Origin of the sequence: Saccharopolyspora phatthalungensis, from assembly GCF_014203395.1 — a bacterium.
Classification (GTDB): Bacteria; Actinomycetota; Actinomycetes; order Mycobacteriales; family Pseudonocardiaceae; genus Saccharopolyspora; species Saccharopolyspora phatthalungensis.
In genome coordinates this window covers 3,621,817-3,635,975 of the sequence record NZ_JACHIW010000001.1, presented here as the reverse complement: position 1 = coordinate 3,635,975, position 14,159 = coordinate 3,621,817, and the positions used below count along the sequence as shown (strand labels likewise).

Below are 14,159 nucleotides of genomic sequence, written 5' to 3'. Positions count from 1 at the left end.
TCGGCGTGCCGAATTAAATTGAGGCATGAGCACGCACCGGCCCTATCACCACGGAGATCTGCGGCAGACCCTGCTGGACACCTCGGTCGAGATGATCGCCGAACACGGCCTCGCGCGGCTGAGCCTGCGGGATCTGGCCCGTCGCGCCGGGGTTTCGCACGCCGCGCCGAGGCACCACTTCAGGGACAAGGCCGGGCTGTTCACCGCACTGGCCACCGAGGGCTACCGGCTGCTTGCCGACGCACTGGCCGGTGACCTGGGGCTGATCGAAATGGGTGCCCGCTACGTCGGCTTCGCCCTGGAGCATCCGTGCCACTTCGAGGTGATGCACCAACCGGACCGGTGCCACCCCGACGACCCGGACCTGTTCGCCGCCAAAGCCCGGTCCTGGGACGCCCTGCGCGCCGGACTGCCGGCGGAACTCGACAGCGGCGAGGCCGAGCGCGCCGCATTGGCGGCTTGGTCCATCGCGCACGGCTTCGCCACCCTCCGGCTGGCCGGCAACCTGCCGACGCCAGCGCAGGACCGGGACCCGGCCGAGGCATTCCGCGAGATCGCCGGGCTCCTTAACGTCCACCCGGACTAGCGGGCAATCCTGAGCGCACGCCCACACACTTAGATCGCGTAGTCGCGGTGAATCGGGAGAGACTGTCCTGGTGACTGGATCGACGCTGCTGCACCTGCTGCCGCTGAGCACCTTCCATGCCTGCCGGACCGCCCCGATCCGTGCCACCAGCCTCGATACCGAAGGTTTCATGCACTGCTCGCCGGATGTGCGCACCACGCTCGCGGTGGCCAACACCCGGTACCGCGACGTGACCGAACCGATGGTGGCGCTGGAATTGGACCAGGCCAAGCTGTCGGCGCAGGTGCGCTGGGAAGCACCGAACCCGGCGCCGCCGGACGGCGTGCCCGCCGACACGTTGTTCCCGCACGTCTACGGGCCGCTGGAGCGGGCCGCGGTGATCGGCGTCCGCTACGCGCGGCGCAACGCGACCGGCCGCTACCTGACTTTGGAGACGCGCAGCCGGACCGCCGAGGAATTCGACCTGCTGCCGCACCCGGAAGGCGGCTGGTACCGGCGGACCTGGGCCAGCCCGGTCCAGGTCGGGCACAACAGCGGCATCCGGCCGACCGCCACGATGATCTACTTCCTGCTCCCGCCCGGTCAGCGTTCCGCCTGGCACACGGTCGCCTCCGACGAGCTGTGGCTGTGGCACCGGGGCGGCCCGTTGACCCTGTCACTGGGCGGGGACGGCCCGCGACCGGCCGCCGAACCGGAGCAGTTCGTGCTCGGCGCGGGCGCGGGGCAGGCACCGCAGGCGGTGATCCCGGCAGGCGTCTGGCAGTGCGCGACCGCGGCCGCGACGGTGGAGACCTTGGTCAGCTGCGTGGTTTCGCCCGGTTTCGACTTCGCCGACTTCCGCGTCCTGTAGGCCGGTCGAACGAGTGCCGAGGTCCGGGGCGGCGCATCGCGCCGGGGCCACTGGCCGAGGCCGCGCGACCGCCGGCCGAGAACCAGGCGAGAATCACCTCGGCCATCGCGAAAACCGGCGAGAAGGAGCTGCGCCCAACGCGACGTCTACCAGGGGCGGTTTCGCGGCGCGGCACGCCGGAACCGAGCATCCTTCGCTCTACCCAGCACATCGTGATCAACGATCCGATGATGGCTCCGATGCCGACCGTGGCCGACAACGCGAAACCGGCCAGCGAATTGATCACCGGCACCACCCCCCACCGCCTAGCGGGCCACCACGTTCCGGCGACGGCTGTGTCGACCACGAACCGGCACCGCACCAATGCCAGTTCCGCTGTGTCCCTTGGGATTCACCGTAATCGGGGGTGGACGTGGCCGCTGGCCGCGACCGGCGCCGCTCGCCCGAATAGGTGAAAAATGATCAGATCCGACGGGTCGTCGTCACGGACAGCTCCGTGATCGGACAAACAGGTCTTGATCGGGCGATCGGCGCGGATCCGGGGATACCATCGGATCCGAGGTCTGGCCACTTTCGGTACGTCGTGACGTGGCGCATGCCCGGGCAACCGGACGCGACCGGCGCGCGTGTTCCGCAGAACTCCGGTAATTCCACCGGCACCGTCGACGAGCCGCGATCTTGAGGGGGAATCGGGTCGTGAGGGGTTACACCGTCCACCTGCTGTTCCATCTGCTGGCCATCGCGGCCGGCGCGGCCTGCGGCATCGCGGGTGCGCTGTGGTGGCGCGGCGACGACCCGAATGGCCTGTGGCTGGCAATCGGTGCGCTGGTCGTCGGGACCATCGTGCTGATCCTGGAGATCCTCTACATCCACGCCGACCAACCACCCGCGCCATCGGTCCCAGCGCCGCAGCCGCAGTCCCGTCCGCGCGTGCCGATGCCGCCGGAGTCCGGTACGCGCGTGCAGATCCCGCCGCGATCCCGACGGCGCGAGCCCACCCGACCGGATCTGAAACCCGTGGCACCGGCGCAGGGCACCTTGCTCCAGCCGTCGATGGACACCGGCAAGACCATCGACCAGAAGACCAAGTTGTCGGCGATCGACGCGCTCAACGAGCAGTGGCGCACCGACCCGCGATCGCGACAGGGCTGATTCGGCACCCGACCACGCGCCGACTCCGTGTTGCCCGGAGTGATGTGACACTCAATCCTGTCCTCAGTGGTGTCGATGCGGCGCGAGCGGGCCAACCCGACCTGCTGGGGCACCGGGGTGAGGAGGCGACCCATGTCGATCATGCGTGTCAAGTCGGTCGAGCAGTCCATTAGGGATGCCGAGGCTCCGGAATTCCGGTTGCGCCGCGTGCTGCGCGCGGTGGACCTGCTGGGAATCGGCATCGGCGCGATCATCGGTACCGGCATCTTCGTGCTCACCGGCGTGGCAGCGGCCACCGACGCCGGTCCGGGCATCGCGATCTCGTTCGTCTTCTCCGGCATCGCGTGCGGCCTGGCGGCGCTGTGCTACGCCGAGTTCGCCTCGGTCGTGCCGGTGGCCGGCTCGGCGTACACCTTCTCCTACGCGTCGATGGGCGAGTTCTTGGCCTGGATCATCGGCTGGGACCTGATGCTGGAGTTCATCCTCGGTGCTTCCACGGTGTCGGTGGGCTGGTCGCAGTACTTCGTCGAGGCGCTTAAGGCGGCGGGGCTCGGGTTGCCCGCGATCCTGACGGCCGCGCCCGGGGCCGGCGGCGTGATCAACTTGCCCGCCGCGGTCATCGCGCTGCTGCTGACCGTGGTGCTAGTGGTGGGCATCCGCCTCAGCGCTTCGGTGACCAACGCGGTCGTGGCGATCAAGCTCGCCGTGGTCCTGTTCTTCATCATCTTCGGCGCGTTCTTCATCAAGACCGCCAACTGGAGCCCGTTCATCCCGCCGCACCAGCCGCCGACGCCCGGCGCCGCCGCGTCGGTGCTGCAAGAGCCGCTGGTGAACGCCATCTTCGGCCAGACCGGTTCGTTCGGGCTCAGCGGCCTGGTGGCCGGTGCCGCGCTGGTGTTCTTCGCCTACATCGGCTTCGACATCGTCGCCAGCGGCGCGGAGGAGACCCGCAAACCGCAGCGCGACATGCCGATCGGCATCCTCGGTTCGCTGGCGATCTGCTCGGTCCTGTACGTGCTGGTGTCGTTGGTGATGACCGGCATCGTCAAGTACGACCGGCTGGACACCGCGGCACCGATGGCCACCGCGTTCCAGGCGATCGGTGCGCCATGGGCGGTCGGGCTGGTCTCGCTGGGTGCGATCGCGGGTCTGACCACGGTGATCCTCATCCTGATGCTGGGCCAGGCCCGGGTGGGTTTCGCGATGAGCCGGGACGGGCTGCTGCCGGTGTGGTTCGCCAAGGTGCACCCGAGGTTCCGGACGCCGTACCGGATCACGTTGATCACCGGCGTGGTGGTGGCGTTGATCGCCTCGCTGACCCCGATCGACGTGCTCGCCGAGATGACCAACATCGGCACCCTGTTCGCGTTCGTGCTGGTGTCGATCGGTGTCCTGGTGCTGCGCCGCACCCGGCCGGACCTGCCGCGGGCCTTCCAGGTGCCGTGGGTGCCGGTCGTCCCGATCCTGGCGGCGGCCGCCTGCCTGTACCTGATGCTCAACCTGGAGGGCTGGACCTGGGTCCGGTTCGGCGTCTGGATGCTGATCGGCCTGATCGTCTACTTCGCCTACAGCAAGAACCGCAGTCGGCTCGCCAAGGCCGAAGCCGTCGGGCAGGCCAGCGAATAGGCCTGCCCCGGTGCCTTACCCGAGCACTTCGTCCACGTAGCACCAGGTCCAGGATTCGCCCGGCTCGAAGGAGCGGATCACCGGGTGCGCGACCTGGTGGAAGTGGGCCGTGGCGTGCTTGTTCGGGCTGGAGTCACAGCACCCGACGTGCCCGCATTGCATGCAGATCCGCAGGTGCGCCCACACGTGCTGACCGGCGGCGAGGCAGTCTTCACAGCCATCCTCCCGACCGGGTTCCGGAACTCGGTCGGCCGCCTCGCGCAGGTGCGCACAGCTACCGGACATCGGAAACCTCCCAGTGCCGAGCAGGGTATCGGCGGCTCGAACAACAATGTGCTATCGAACGTAACCATTGGCCGCGGCTTGCGCAGCGACGGCCGCTACCGGAGCGAGCATGCACGACTTACCCGCGTTGATGGCCCTGGTCGCCGGGGCGCTCGCCGTGACCGCCGTAGCCCGGCGAGCGGGACTTTCCGAGCCGCTGGCGCTCGTTGTCGTGGGGCTGGCGGTGTCCTTCATACCCGGCGTCCCGGACTACACGATCGACCCGAGCGTGGTACTGCTGCTGATCCTGCCGCCGCTGCTGTATTCGGCGGCGCTGAACAGCTCCACCGTCGGGATTCGCGCCAACCTGCGGCCGATCGGGTTGCTCGCGTTCGGATTGGTGCTGTTCAGCACGGTGGTCGCCGGGGCCATTGCGTGGTGGCTGGTACCGGGCATACCGCTGAGCGTGGCGCTTGTGCTCGGCGCGGTCATCGCGCCGCCGGACGCGGTCGCGGCTACGTCGATCGGCCGACGGCTGGGGCTGCCACGCAAGATCATGACGGTGCTCAGCGGGGAGAGCCTGGTCAACGACGCCACCGCGTTGACCGCCTACCGAGTGGCCGTGGCCGCGGCGATCGGCACCGGCTATTCGCTGCTGGCCGGGGTGGGCCTGTTCCTGCTGGCCGCGGTGGGTGGTGCGGTGATCGGCTACGCCATCGGCTGGGTCGTGCACCGGGTTCGGCGACTGCTGCGCGACGACCTGCTGGAAAGCGCGGTCGGGCTGATCGTGCCGTTTTTCGCCTACCTAATCGCCGAGGAGGTGCACGCCTCCGGGGTGCTGGCCGTCGTGGTGGCCGGGCTTTACCTAGGTCATCACGCACCGTCGGGCAGCGCGGCGACACGGCTGCAGGACCGGGCGGTATGGGGCGCGGCGGACACCCTGCTGGAGGCGGTCGTGTTCGCGTTGATCGGCTTGCAGTTGCGCAGCGTCGTGGAAAGCGTGTCGACCGACTTCGGTCCGCTGGTCGTCGCCGGACTCGCGCTGACCGCCGCCGTGCTGCTCGCGCGCGGCGCGTGGGTTTTCCTGGTGATGTACCTGCCGGAATTGATCCGGCACCGCAGTCCGGATCGGCGGCCCAGTCCTGATTGGCGGCCCAGTCCTGATTGGCGACACAGGGTGATCGTGTCATGGGCGGGGATGCGGGGCGTGGTGTCGTTGGCCGCGGCTTCGGCGATCCCGACCGCGACGCTGGCTGGGGCGCCGTTCCCGCACCGCGACGAGGTCCTGTTCCTGACCTTCTTCGTGACGCTGGCGACCTTGCTGCTGCACGGCACCACGCTGCCCTGGCTCATCGGCTTCCTAGGCGTGCGAGGCACCGAGGACTACACCGACATGCTGGCCGAAGCCGAAGCCCAGCACAACGCCGCCCGCGCCGCGTTGGAACGGCTCGATGACCTCATCACGGAATCCGAGCCGCCCGGCGACGTCGCCGAGCACCTGCGGCGCGCCGCACAGCAACGCCGCAACCAGGCGTGGGAGCGGCTGGGCCGGTCGGCCAACGAAATCGGCGAGAGCCCGACGGCGGCGTACCGCCGGCTGCGCGGCGAAATGCTGGCGGCCGAGCGAGCGATCTTCGTTCAGTTCCGCGACAACCGCCGCATCGATGACGAAGTGCTGCGCCGCGTCATGCACCAACTCGATCTCGAAGAGCTCTGGCTCTCGCGCGATTAGCGCGATTGCGCTCTGGGCTCCTAGGACAGGAAACCGAGCTGGGAGGAGAGTTCTTTGGCGGCCACGCGCATCGCGCCGACCACGTCCCGCATCCGCTTGCGGGAGAAGCGGTACGACGGGCCCGAGGCGCTCAGCGCGGCGATCACGTCGCCCTCGTGGTTGTAGACCGCGACCGCCGCCGCGTTGAGCCCGAGCTCCAGTTCCTCGTAGCTGGTCGCGTAGCCATCGCGGACGATCAGCTCGAAATCCTTGCGTAACTGGCCGGCATTGGTGACAGTTCGAGTCGTGTACCGCTCCAGGGGTCGGACGAGCAGCTTGTCCTGGTCGTCGTGCGGTGCGTGCGCCAACAGCACCTTTCCGCTGGACGTCGCGTGCAGCGGGGTGCGCTGCCCGACCCAGTTGTGCGCCGTGACCGCCGCGGTGCCGCGGGCCTGGCTGATGTTGATGGCGACGTCGTTGTCCCGGATCGCGATGTTGACCGTCTCGCCCAGGTCGGCGGCCAGCGACTCGCAGAACGGCCGGCCTAGCCGCGGCAGGTCCATTCGCTCGGTCGCCGCCCCGGCCAACCGGACGATGCCGAAGCCGATCGCGTACTTGCCGCGTTCCCCCAACTGCTCCACCAGACCTCGTGCCTCCAGCACGCTGACCAGCCGGGAAGCCGTTGATTTGTGCACTCCCAGCTCCCCGGCGATCTCGGTGATACCGGCTTCTCCGTTGCGCGCCAGCAGTTCCAAGACGGTCACAGCCCGGTCGACGGACTGCACGAGAGCGCCAGAAGAACCCCTTCCGCGTGCCTCAGCTGCACTACCCACCGGTCAACCGTATCCGCTAGAGGTGCACATATCGGAACCATCCGTTACCCCTCTTGACGTTGTCGCAACAAAAGGGTCAGATTTGTTGCAAATACTACGCGCTGTTCCTCATTGTGCAACGGAGGTCGGCTTGTTGTCATTCGCTGGGGCCGCCGGACCGGCCGTGATCAAGGCATGAACACGGTCGCCGTGGTCGGCTCCTCGGTGGCGGGTTGGCGGGCCGCGCAGGAGCTGCGCGAACAGGGCTTCGACGGCCGCTTGGTGATCGTGGGGGCGGAATCGCACCGCCCCTACGACCGGCCGCCGCTGTCCAAGGAGTTCCTGGCCGGCACGCTGCAGCCGGAGGAGCTCGCGCTGGGCAGCGAGCAGGAGGAAGCCGACCTCGCCGCGGAGTGGCGATTAGGCAGCCCGGCGGCGCGGCTGGACGCCAAGCGCGGTGTGGTGGTGCTCGCGGACGGCAGCGAGATCCGGGCCGACGGCGTAGTGCTGGCCACCGGGTCGACGCGGCTGAGCCTGCCGGGCATCGCGGACGCACCGGGCGGCCACCGGCTGCGGACCCTCGACGACGCGCTTGCGCTGCGCGCCGAGATCCGCGCCGGGGCTCGGGTGGTGGTCGTGGGCGGCGGGCTGATCGGCGCCGAGATCGCCTCCACCTGCCGGTCCCTCGGTGCCGAGGTGACGCTGGTCGACGCCCAGCACCTGCCGCTCGCGCGGACCCTAGGCATCGAACTGGCGCCGCTGTGCTTCGCGCAGCACGAGGACTACGGGGTGCGGGTGCGGTGCGGGACACCGGCCGCGCGAGTGCTCACCGACGATCGGGTCACCGGCGTGGAGCTCGCCGACGGCCGGGTGATCCCGGCCGATTCGGTGGTCGTCGAGGTCGGCGCGGTGCCCGCCACGCAGTGGTTGCGCGGTTCCGGGCTCAAGATCCGCGACGGGGTCGTGACCGACTCGGGATGCGTGACTTCGCTGCCCAACGTGGTCGCGGTCGGCGACATCGCCCGGTACCAGCCGGCGCACCGATCGCACACGGTGCGCAGTGACCACTGGTCGACGGCGATGAACCAGCCGCCGGTGGCGGTGCGCAACCTGCTCGCCGGGCGAACCGTCGCCAGCTACACCGGAGTGCCGCACTTCTGGTCCCAGCAGTACGGTTCGACGCTGCAGTTCGCCGGGTACGCGGGGCCGAAGGACAAGATCACCGTCGTGGACGGCTCGCTGAAGGCCCGCCGTTTCGTCGCGACCTACCAGCGCGCCGGCCGAACGATCGCGCTGTGCGCGATGAACAGTCCCAAGCAGTTCGCGGTCCACCGCCGCCGCCTGATCACGTCCCTGTCGGCCCCGGCACCCACGATCCCGCACCGCCGCTGACGCGGCGACGCACGACCCTGGTCGGATCAGCGGGTGGTGAACTCCTGCATGGCGTCCAGGAGGAGATCGGTGAGGTAGTTGGCGAAGGAGTTGCGGACCAGGAGCCGGTAGCAGGGTTTCGGATCCAGTTGCCACAAGACCGCTTGCGTTCGCCCCACGAGGGTTTGGGCGCAGCGCCCCGGGGTGAACGACCGCGGGTGGAGGTCCAGCGAGCAGACCTTCTCCAGCACCTCGCGGGCCATCGGCCCCGACAGGCGCAGGGTGGTGCGGTTCGCCGATACGTCCACTGTGGAGCCCAAAGAATCCGACAGGGCGTCGCGGGTCGCCGTGACCAGCTCCGCCGCTTTGCCGTCCGGGGCCACCAGGAGCCATTCGTCCGGGCCCAGCCAGAGGGCGGCGCCGTTCTCGTCGCCCGAGACCAGGTTTGGCTCGTGGTGCGGCAGCGCCAGGTCCAGCGCGTGCTCGATGCGCGCCACCGCCGGGCTCCCCGGGTGCACCCGGAGGTTCACCTGGGTCAGGAAGGGCTCCTCGGCCAGCCGGACACCGCGCGGCCCGTCGACGCCGTGCGCAGCGAGCTCCGCCGCGCGGTGCGCCAGCGGACTGCGGCGCAGGGACAGGGTGCCGACCCGGGGGTCGGCCGGACTAGCGACCGTCACGGCGGGCTCCTTCCACGTCGTAGAAAACGGGCTCGGTCACTTCGACCGGGATCGACCGGCCGTCGACCGGCACGTGCAGCACCTCGCCGATGCGCTGCCGACCGTTGCGGACCAGCGCCATCGCGAAGGTCCGGTCCAGGATCGCGCTGCGGTAGCTGGAGGTGACGTGCCCGAGCATCGGCACCGGCGGCTCCCACCGCACCCCCAGCTCAACCAGGTGCGCGCCCTCCGGAAGCAGCTCGGCCGGATCCACCGGCAGCAGCCCGACCAACTGCTTGCGGTCGTCGCGCGCGGTGTCCGGGCGGGCGAACGAGCGCTTGCCGACGAAGTCCTTGCGCTTGGACACCACCCAGTCCATGCCCAGGTCGTACGGGGTGACGGTCCCGTCGGTGTCCTGCCCGACGATCACGAAACCCTTCTCCGCCCGCAGCACGTGCATGGTTTCGGTGCCGTAGGGCGTGATGCCGAAGTCCTGCCCGGCCTCGTGCACCGCCTCCCACACCGCCAGGCCGTACCAGGCGGCGACGTTGATCTCGAAGGCGAGCTCGCCGGAGAACGAGATCCGGCAGATCCGGGCCGGGATCCCGTTGCCCAGCACGGCTTCCCGGAACTCCAGGAACCCGAACGCCTCGGCCGAGACGTCCAGGTCCGGCGCCAGGCGGGCCACCACCTCCCGCGAGTCCGGCCCCACCACGGCCACCGTGGCCCACTGCTCGGTCACCGAGGTGCAGTGCACCGCCAGGTGCGGCCACTCGGTTTGCAGCCACTCCTCCAGCCATTCGAGCACCACCGCGGCGTTACCGGTCGTGGTGGTCATCAGGTAGCGATCCGCGGCCAGCCGCATGGAGACGCCGTCATCGAAGACCATCCCGTCGGGGGTGCACATCACGCCGTAGCGGGCCTTGCCGACCGGGAGCTTGGCGAAGGCGTTGGTGTAGATCCGGTTCAGGAACTCCGGCGCGTCCGGGCCGACGATCTCGATCTTGCCGAGCGTGGTGGCGTCCATCATCGCGACCCCGGTGCGCGCCGCCAGGCATTCCCGCCGCACCGCGGCGGCCATGTCCTCGCCGGGGCGCGGGTAGTACCAGGGCCGCTTCCACTGGCCGACGTTCTCGAACTCCGCGCCGTGGGCCACGTGCCAGGAGTGCATCGGGGTGGTCCGCACCGGGTCGTGCAGCTCGCCCCGGTCGCGCCCGGCAAGCAGCGCGAAGGACACCGGCGTGTAGGGCGGCCGGAAGGTCGTGGTGCCCACCTCGCCCGGAGTTTCGGCCTGCAGCGCGTCTGCAATCACACCGATGGCGTTCACCGCGGAGGTCTTGCCCTGGTCGCTGCCGGTGCCGATGGTGGTGTAGCGCTTGACGTGCTCGACCGAACGCATCCCGGCACCGATCGCGCGCCATACGTCGGCCACGGTGGAATCCCGTTGCAGGTCGACGAAATGTTCCGTCCACTGTGCCGGGTCGCCGGATTCCGCCGGGACCAGCCACAGCGGGCGCGGCTGGGCGACCGGCCGGTCGCCGGTCACCGGCGGAACGGGAGGCGCGGCGACCCGGAAGCCGCTCGCGGTCGCCGCCTCGGCCCCGGCCGCCAGGCCCTGGGCGAGGCAACCGGCGAGGTCGTAGGTGCCGCGCGCGGCCCCGATCACCTTGGGCAGCCCGGGTTTCTGCGCCGGCACGAAGGCGGCCACCAGCTGGTCCCAGCGCACCGCGCCGCCGGCCTGGCTGAACAGGTGCACAGCGGGGTTCCAGCCGCCGCAGACCGCCAGCAGGTCGCAGTCGAGGTCCACCGGGCGACCGGCGAGCAGTCCCTCGCTGTCGATCTCGGCGATCCGCGCGGACGAGATCCGCCGGTCCCCGGTCGTGCCGATGACGGCCGAGCCGGTGAACACCTGGGCGCCCAGGGATCGGGCCTGCTCGACGAGCCGCTGCGGCGGTTCCGGCCGGGTGTCGACGACCGCGCGGACGTGGCCGCCCGCGGCGGCCAGGTCGAACGCCGTCAGATAAGCGCTGTCGGACGCGGTGGCGACGATGGTTTCTTGGCCCGGCAGCACCGCGAACCGCTTGAGGTAGCTGCGCACGGCCGAGGCGAGCATGATGCCGGGCCGATCGTTGTCGGCGAAGACCATCGGCCGCTCGTGTGCGCCGGTGGCCAGCACCACCCGCTGGGCCCGCACGTGCCACAGCCGCTGGCGGCTGCCGCGACGCTCGGCGATGAGCAGGTAATTGTGGTCGTAGTGGCCCACCGCGGTGGCGCGGGTCAGCACCCGCATCTCCGGAAGGTCGACGAATTCCCTTGCCGCGCGGGAGATCCACTCGCCCGCGGCTCGACCGTCGATGTGCTCGCCGCCGTCCAGCAGCGACCCGCCGAGCTCCCGGCCCTGCTCGACCAGGATCACCCGCGCACCGCTGCGCCCGGCGGCCAGCGCGGCGGCGATCCCGGCGGGACCGGCGCCGACCACCACCACGTCGGCGTGCACGTACTTCTTGTCGTAGATAGTGGGATCCGGCGCGTTGCCCAGCCAACCGACGCCGGAAAGGCTCGCGACCTGCAGGCCGTCATAGAGCTCCAGTTGCGTCGCGGGCACCAGTGGCTCCGGGCGGCCGTTGAGCACCTGCACCAGCGCGTTCGGCTCGGTGCAGTCGGCCGTGACGATGCCGCGCGGCCGGTCCCGGTAGATCGACGGGCCGACCTCGATCCGGCCGTTGGCCAGCAGCGCCGAGGCGAGGGTGTCGCCGGGATGCCCGGCGAACTCGATGCCGTCGAAGGTGAACCGCAGCGTTCGGGTGCGGTCGATGCGACCGCCCGTGGCGAGGCGTGTCATGGCGCCACCTTTCCGGCCGTCTCCGGGTGCATCTCGTTGGTAGTGGTGTCGCGGACGACGTTGAACCAGCGGCGGCAGCCTGCGGTGTGCGTCCAGCGCTCGTGGAACAACCCGCGCGGGTTGTCGCGCACGAACAGGTACTCGGACCAGGCGACGTCGTCGACGTCGGCGGTGTTCTCCGGATAGTCGACGTGGGCCTGACCGCCGTAGTGGAACTCGGTCTCGTCCCGATCGCCGCACCAGGGGCAATGAATGAGCAGCATTGGAATCCTTCAGTGGGCAACGGCGGCGGCGCCGTGTTCGTCGATCAGTGCTCCGGTGGCGAACCGGTCGAGTCCGTAGGGCTCGTTGAGCGGGTGCGGTCGCCCGGTGGCGATGGTGTGCGCGTACACCCAGCCGACTCCCGGGGTGGCCTTGAAACCGCCGGTTCCCCAGCCGCAGTTGAGGAACAGGTTCTCGAACGGCGTGGCGCCGATGATCGGCGAGGCGTCCGGCGTGACGTCCACCGTGCCCGCCCAGGTCCGGATGACGTGCGCCCGCGCGAAGATCGGGAACAACTCCAGCGCCGCGGCCATCTGGCGTTCGATCACGTGCACCGAACCGCGCTGGCCGTAGCCGTTGTAAGCGTCGATGCCCGCACCTAGCACCAGTTCGCCCTTGTGCGCCTGGCTGCAGTAGACGTGCACGTGGTTGGACATGATCACGCACGGGTGGACCGGTTCGAGCAGCTCCGACACGAGGGCCTGCAGCGGGTGGCTCTGCAGCGGCAGCCGCAGCCCGAGCGTGTCGGTCAACAGCGTCGTCCGCCCGGCCGCCGCGAGCGCGACCTTGCCCGCGCCGATCGGGCCAAGCGAGGTCTGCACCCCGGTCACCCGATCGCCGTCGGTCTCGAATCCCGTTACCTCGCAACCCTGGATGAGGTCCACGCCCAGCTCGTCGGCCCTGCGAGCGAAGGCCCACGCCACGTGGTCGTGCTTGGCGATCCCGCCCCGCCGCTGCAGGGTCGCGCCCAGCACCGGGTACCGGGTGTCGCTGGAGACGTTCAGGATCGGGCACAGCTGCGCGATCTCGGCGGGCTCCACCCACTCCGCGTCGACCCCGTTGAGCTGGTTGGCGAACACCCGCCGCCGGGAGTCGCGCACCTCTTGTTCGGTGTGTGCGAGGTTGAGCACGCCGCGCTGGCTGAACAGGAAGTCGTACTCCAGCTCGGCGGGCAGCTGCTCCCAGAGGTTCAGCGCGTGGTTGTAGAGCGCCGCGCTCTCGTCGAAGAGGTAGTTGGAGCGGATGATCGTGGTGTTGCGGGCCATGTTGCCGCCGGCCAGCCAGCCGCGCTCAAGCACCGCGACATCGCGGATGCCGTGGTTGCGCGCCAGGTAGTAAGCCGTCGCCAGGCCGTGTCCGCCGGACCCGACGATCACCACCTCGTAATGCCGTTTCGGGTCCGGGTTGCGCCACAGCCGCGGGGGCGGCTCGGGCAGGACGGGACGTGGTGGGGCCACTTCAGCCTCCGGAACGACCAGGGATAATGTAAAAGTAGAAGTCCTACACAACTGATATATCAGTCCTTCGGGTAGGCTACGAGACGTGTCCGCAGCCGTCAATTCCCGATCCGGCGACCGATCGGGCGACAACCTGTCCCAGGCCGAGCGCGCGTACCTGACGCTGCGCGACCTGATCCTGACCCTGCGGCTGCCACCCGGAGCGCCCGTGCAAGAAGAGCCGCTGACCACCGAGCTGGGCATCGGCCGCACCCCGTTCCGGGAGGCCGTCAAGCGGCTGGAGGCCGAGTCGCTGGTGGCGATCTACCCGCGCCGCGGCAGCTTCGTCACCGAGGTCAACATCACCGATCACGCGCTGATCGCCGACGTGCGCCGCCGCCTGGAGGGGCACGCCGCCCGCCGCGCCGCCGAGCGCGCCACCGACGCCGAACGGTCCGAACTGGACGAACTGCGGGCACTGGCCGAAGATCTCGGCGGCGAGCAGTCGGTGATCATGGACGTGGACTCGCGGGTGCACCGCACGATCTACCACTGCACCCACAACCGCTACCTCGAAGGAACCCTCGGTCAGTACTACAACCTGGCGCTGCGGATCTGGCACCTGTTCTTCGACCGGCTGCCGGACGTCTCCGAGCACGTCGGGGAGCACACCGAGTTGCTCAAGGCGGTGATCGCCGGCGACGCCGACCGCGCGGACCGCATCGCGGTCACCCATGTCGACCACTTCGAGCAGGCCATCCGCCAGCTGATCTGAAGCGATTCCAGCTGATCTGAAGCGGTTCCAATGGAA

The 14,159-nt window shown here is 69.7% G+C and carries 13 protein-coding genes; 7 read left to right on the top strand and 6 right to left on the bottom strand.

All coding sequences use genetic code 11. The features are described from left to right. Positions 1 to 25: 25 nt before the first annotated feature. From BJ970_RS16810 to BJ970_RS16795, 4 genes are all read left to right on the top strand, one after another. Positions 26 to 586, top strand: coding sequence for a TetR/AcrR family transcriptional regulator (locus BJ970_RS16810; RefSeq protein ID WP_184727136.1), 561 nt, complete (start codon positions 26 to 28; stop codon positions 584 to 586). Positions 587 to 656: 70 nt separating this feature from the next. Beyond that, complete coding sequence (locus tag BJ970_RS16805) at positions 657 to 1,436, top strand: cupin domain-containing protein (RefSeq protein WP_184727135.1); 780 nt, start codon at positions 657 to 659, stop codon at positions 1,434 to 1,436. A 696-nt stretch (positions 1,437 to 2,132) separates the two neighbouring features. Further along, positions 2,133 to 2,588 carry a hypothetical protein gene (locus BJ970_RS16800; protein ID WP_184727134.1) on the top strand — a complete coding sequence of 152 codons (456 nt, stop codon included), beginning with the start codon at positions 2,133 to 2,135 and terminating at the stop codon, positions 2,586 to 2,588. 132 nt (positions 2,589 to 2,720) lie between these two features. Continuing rightward, positions 2,721 to 4,214 (top strand): amino acid permease, encoded by a 1,494-nt coding sequence (locus tag BJ970_RS16795; RefSeq protein ID WP_184727133.1) that lies wholly within the window; start codon positions 2,721 to 2,723, stop codon positions 4,212 to 4,214. Between the two features lie 15 nt (positions 4,215 to 4,229). On the opposite strand, the gene BJ970_RS16790 is transcribed toward BJ970_RS16795, so the two are convergent. Further along, entirely contained in the window at positions 4,230 to 4,499 is a 270-nt protein-coding gene (locus tag BJ970_RS16790) for a UBP-type zinc finger domain-containing protein (RefSeq protein WP_184727132.1), read from the bottom strand. A gap of 109 nt (positions 4,500 to 4,608) precedes the next feature. On the opposite strand from BJ970_RS16790, the gene BJ970_RS16785 reads away from it, so the two are divergent. Then, positions 4,609 to 6,210: a Na+/H+ antiporter gene (locus tag BJ970_RS16785; RefSeq protein WP_184727131.1), complete on the top strand. Its 1,602-nt coding sequence runs from the start codon at positions 4,609 to 4,611 to the stop codon at positions 6,208 to 6,210. A gap of 20 nt (positions 6,211 to 6,230) precedes the next feature. Here the strand turns inward: BJ970_RS16785 and BJ970_RS16780 are convergent, their stop codons facing one another. Beyond that, entirely contained in the window at positions 6,231 to 6,974 is a 744-nt protein-coding gene (locus tag BJ970_RS16780; protein ID WP_184729158.1) for an IclR family transcriptional regulator, read from the bottom strand. 222 nt (positions 6,975 to 7,196) lie between these two features. Between BJ970_RS16780 and BJ970_RS16775 the strand changes: the two genes are divergently transcribed. Further along, positions 7,197 to 8,393, top strand: coding sequence for an NAD(P)/FAD-dependent oxidoreductase (locus tag BJ970_RS16775; RefSeq protein WP_184727130.1), 1,197 nt, complete (start codon positions 7,197 to 7,199; stop codon positions 8,391 to 8,393). A gap of 26 nt (positions 8,394 to 8,419) precedes the next feature. Here the strand turns inward: BJ970_RS16775 and BJ970_RS16770 are convergent, their stop codons facing one another. Genes BJ970_RS16770 through BJ970_RS16755 form a run of 4 tightly spaced genes read right to left on the bottom strand, consistent with a single transcriptional unit; the run spans position 8,420 to position 13,369 of the window. Beyond that, a complete protein-coding gene (locus BJ970_RS16770) occupies positions 8,420 to 9,049 on the bottom strand; it encodes a sarcosine oxidase subunit gamma (RefSeq protein WP_184727129.1) in 630 nt (209 codons plus the stop codon). Then, positions 9,036 to 11,870, bottom strand: coding sequence for a 2Fe-2S iron-sulfur cluster-binding protein (locus tag BJ970_RS16765; RefSeq protein ID WP_184727128.1), 2,835 nt, complete (start codon positions 11,868 to 11,870; stop codon positions 9,036 to 9,038). The genes BJ970_RS16770 and BJ970_RS16765 overlap by 14 nt, the downstream gene beginning before the upstream one ends. Further along, complete coding sequence (locus BJ970_RS16760; RefSeq protein ID WP_184727127.1) at positions 11,867 to 12,133, bottom strand: sarcosine oxidase subunit delta; 267 nt, start codon at positions 12,131 to 12,133, stop codon at positions 11,867 to 11,869. The genes BJ970_RS16765 and BJ970_RS16760 overlap by 4 nt, the downstream gene beginning before the upstream one ends. Positions 12,134 to 12,142: 9 nt before the next feature. After that, on the bottom strand, positions 12,143 to 13,369 hold the full coding sequence (locus BJ970_RS16755; RefSeq protein WP_184727126.1) for a sarcosine oxidase subunit beta family protein: 1,227 nt from the start codon (positions 13,367 to 13,369) through the stop codon (positions 12,143 to 12,145). Between the two features lie 85 nt (positions 13,370 to 13,454). Between BJ970_RS16755 and BJ970_RS16750 the strand changes: the two genes are divergently transcribed. Further along, positions 13,455 to 14,123 carry a GntR family transcriptional regulator gene (locus tag BJ970_RS16750; protein ID WP_184727125.1) on the top strand — a complete coding sequence of 223 codons (669 nt, stop codon included), beginning with the start codon at positions 13,455 to 13,457 and terminating at the stop codon, positions 14,121 to 14,123. The last annotated feature ends 36 nt before the right edge of the window (positions 14,124 to 14,159 follow it).

Excerpts from the sequence above, each read along its gene's own strand:
- BJ970_RS16810 (WP_184727136.1), top strand. The coding sequence starts at position 26 with ATGAGCACGCACCGGCCCTATCACCACGGAGATCTGCGGCAGACCCTG.
- BJ970_RS16795 (WP_184727133.1), top strand. The coding sequence starts at position 2,721 with ATGTCGATCATGCGTGTCAAGTCGGTCGAGCAGTCCATTAGGGATGCC.
- BJ970_RS16790 (WP_184727132.1), bottom strand. The coding sequence starts at position 4,499 with ATGTCCGGTAGCTGTGCGCACCTGCGCGAGGCGGCCGACCGAGTTCCG.
- BJ970_RS16785 (WP_184727131.1), top strand. The coding sequence starts at position 4,609 with ATGCACGACTTACCCGCGTTGATGGCCCTGGTCGCCGGGGCGCTCGCC.
- BJ970_RS16775 (WP_184727130.1), top strand. The coding sequence starts at position 7,197 with ATGAACACGGTCGCCGTGGTCGGCTCCTCGGTGGCGGGTTGGCGGGCC.
- BJ970_RS16765 (WP_184727128.1), bottom strand. The coding sequence starts at position 11,870 with ATGACACGCCTCGCCACGGGCGGTCGCATCGACCGCACCCGAACGCTG.
- BJ970_RS16760 (WP_184727127.1), bottom strand. The coding sequence starts at position 12,133 with ATGCTGCTCATTCATTGCCCCTGGTGCGGCGATCGGGACGAGACCGAG.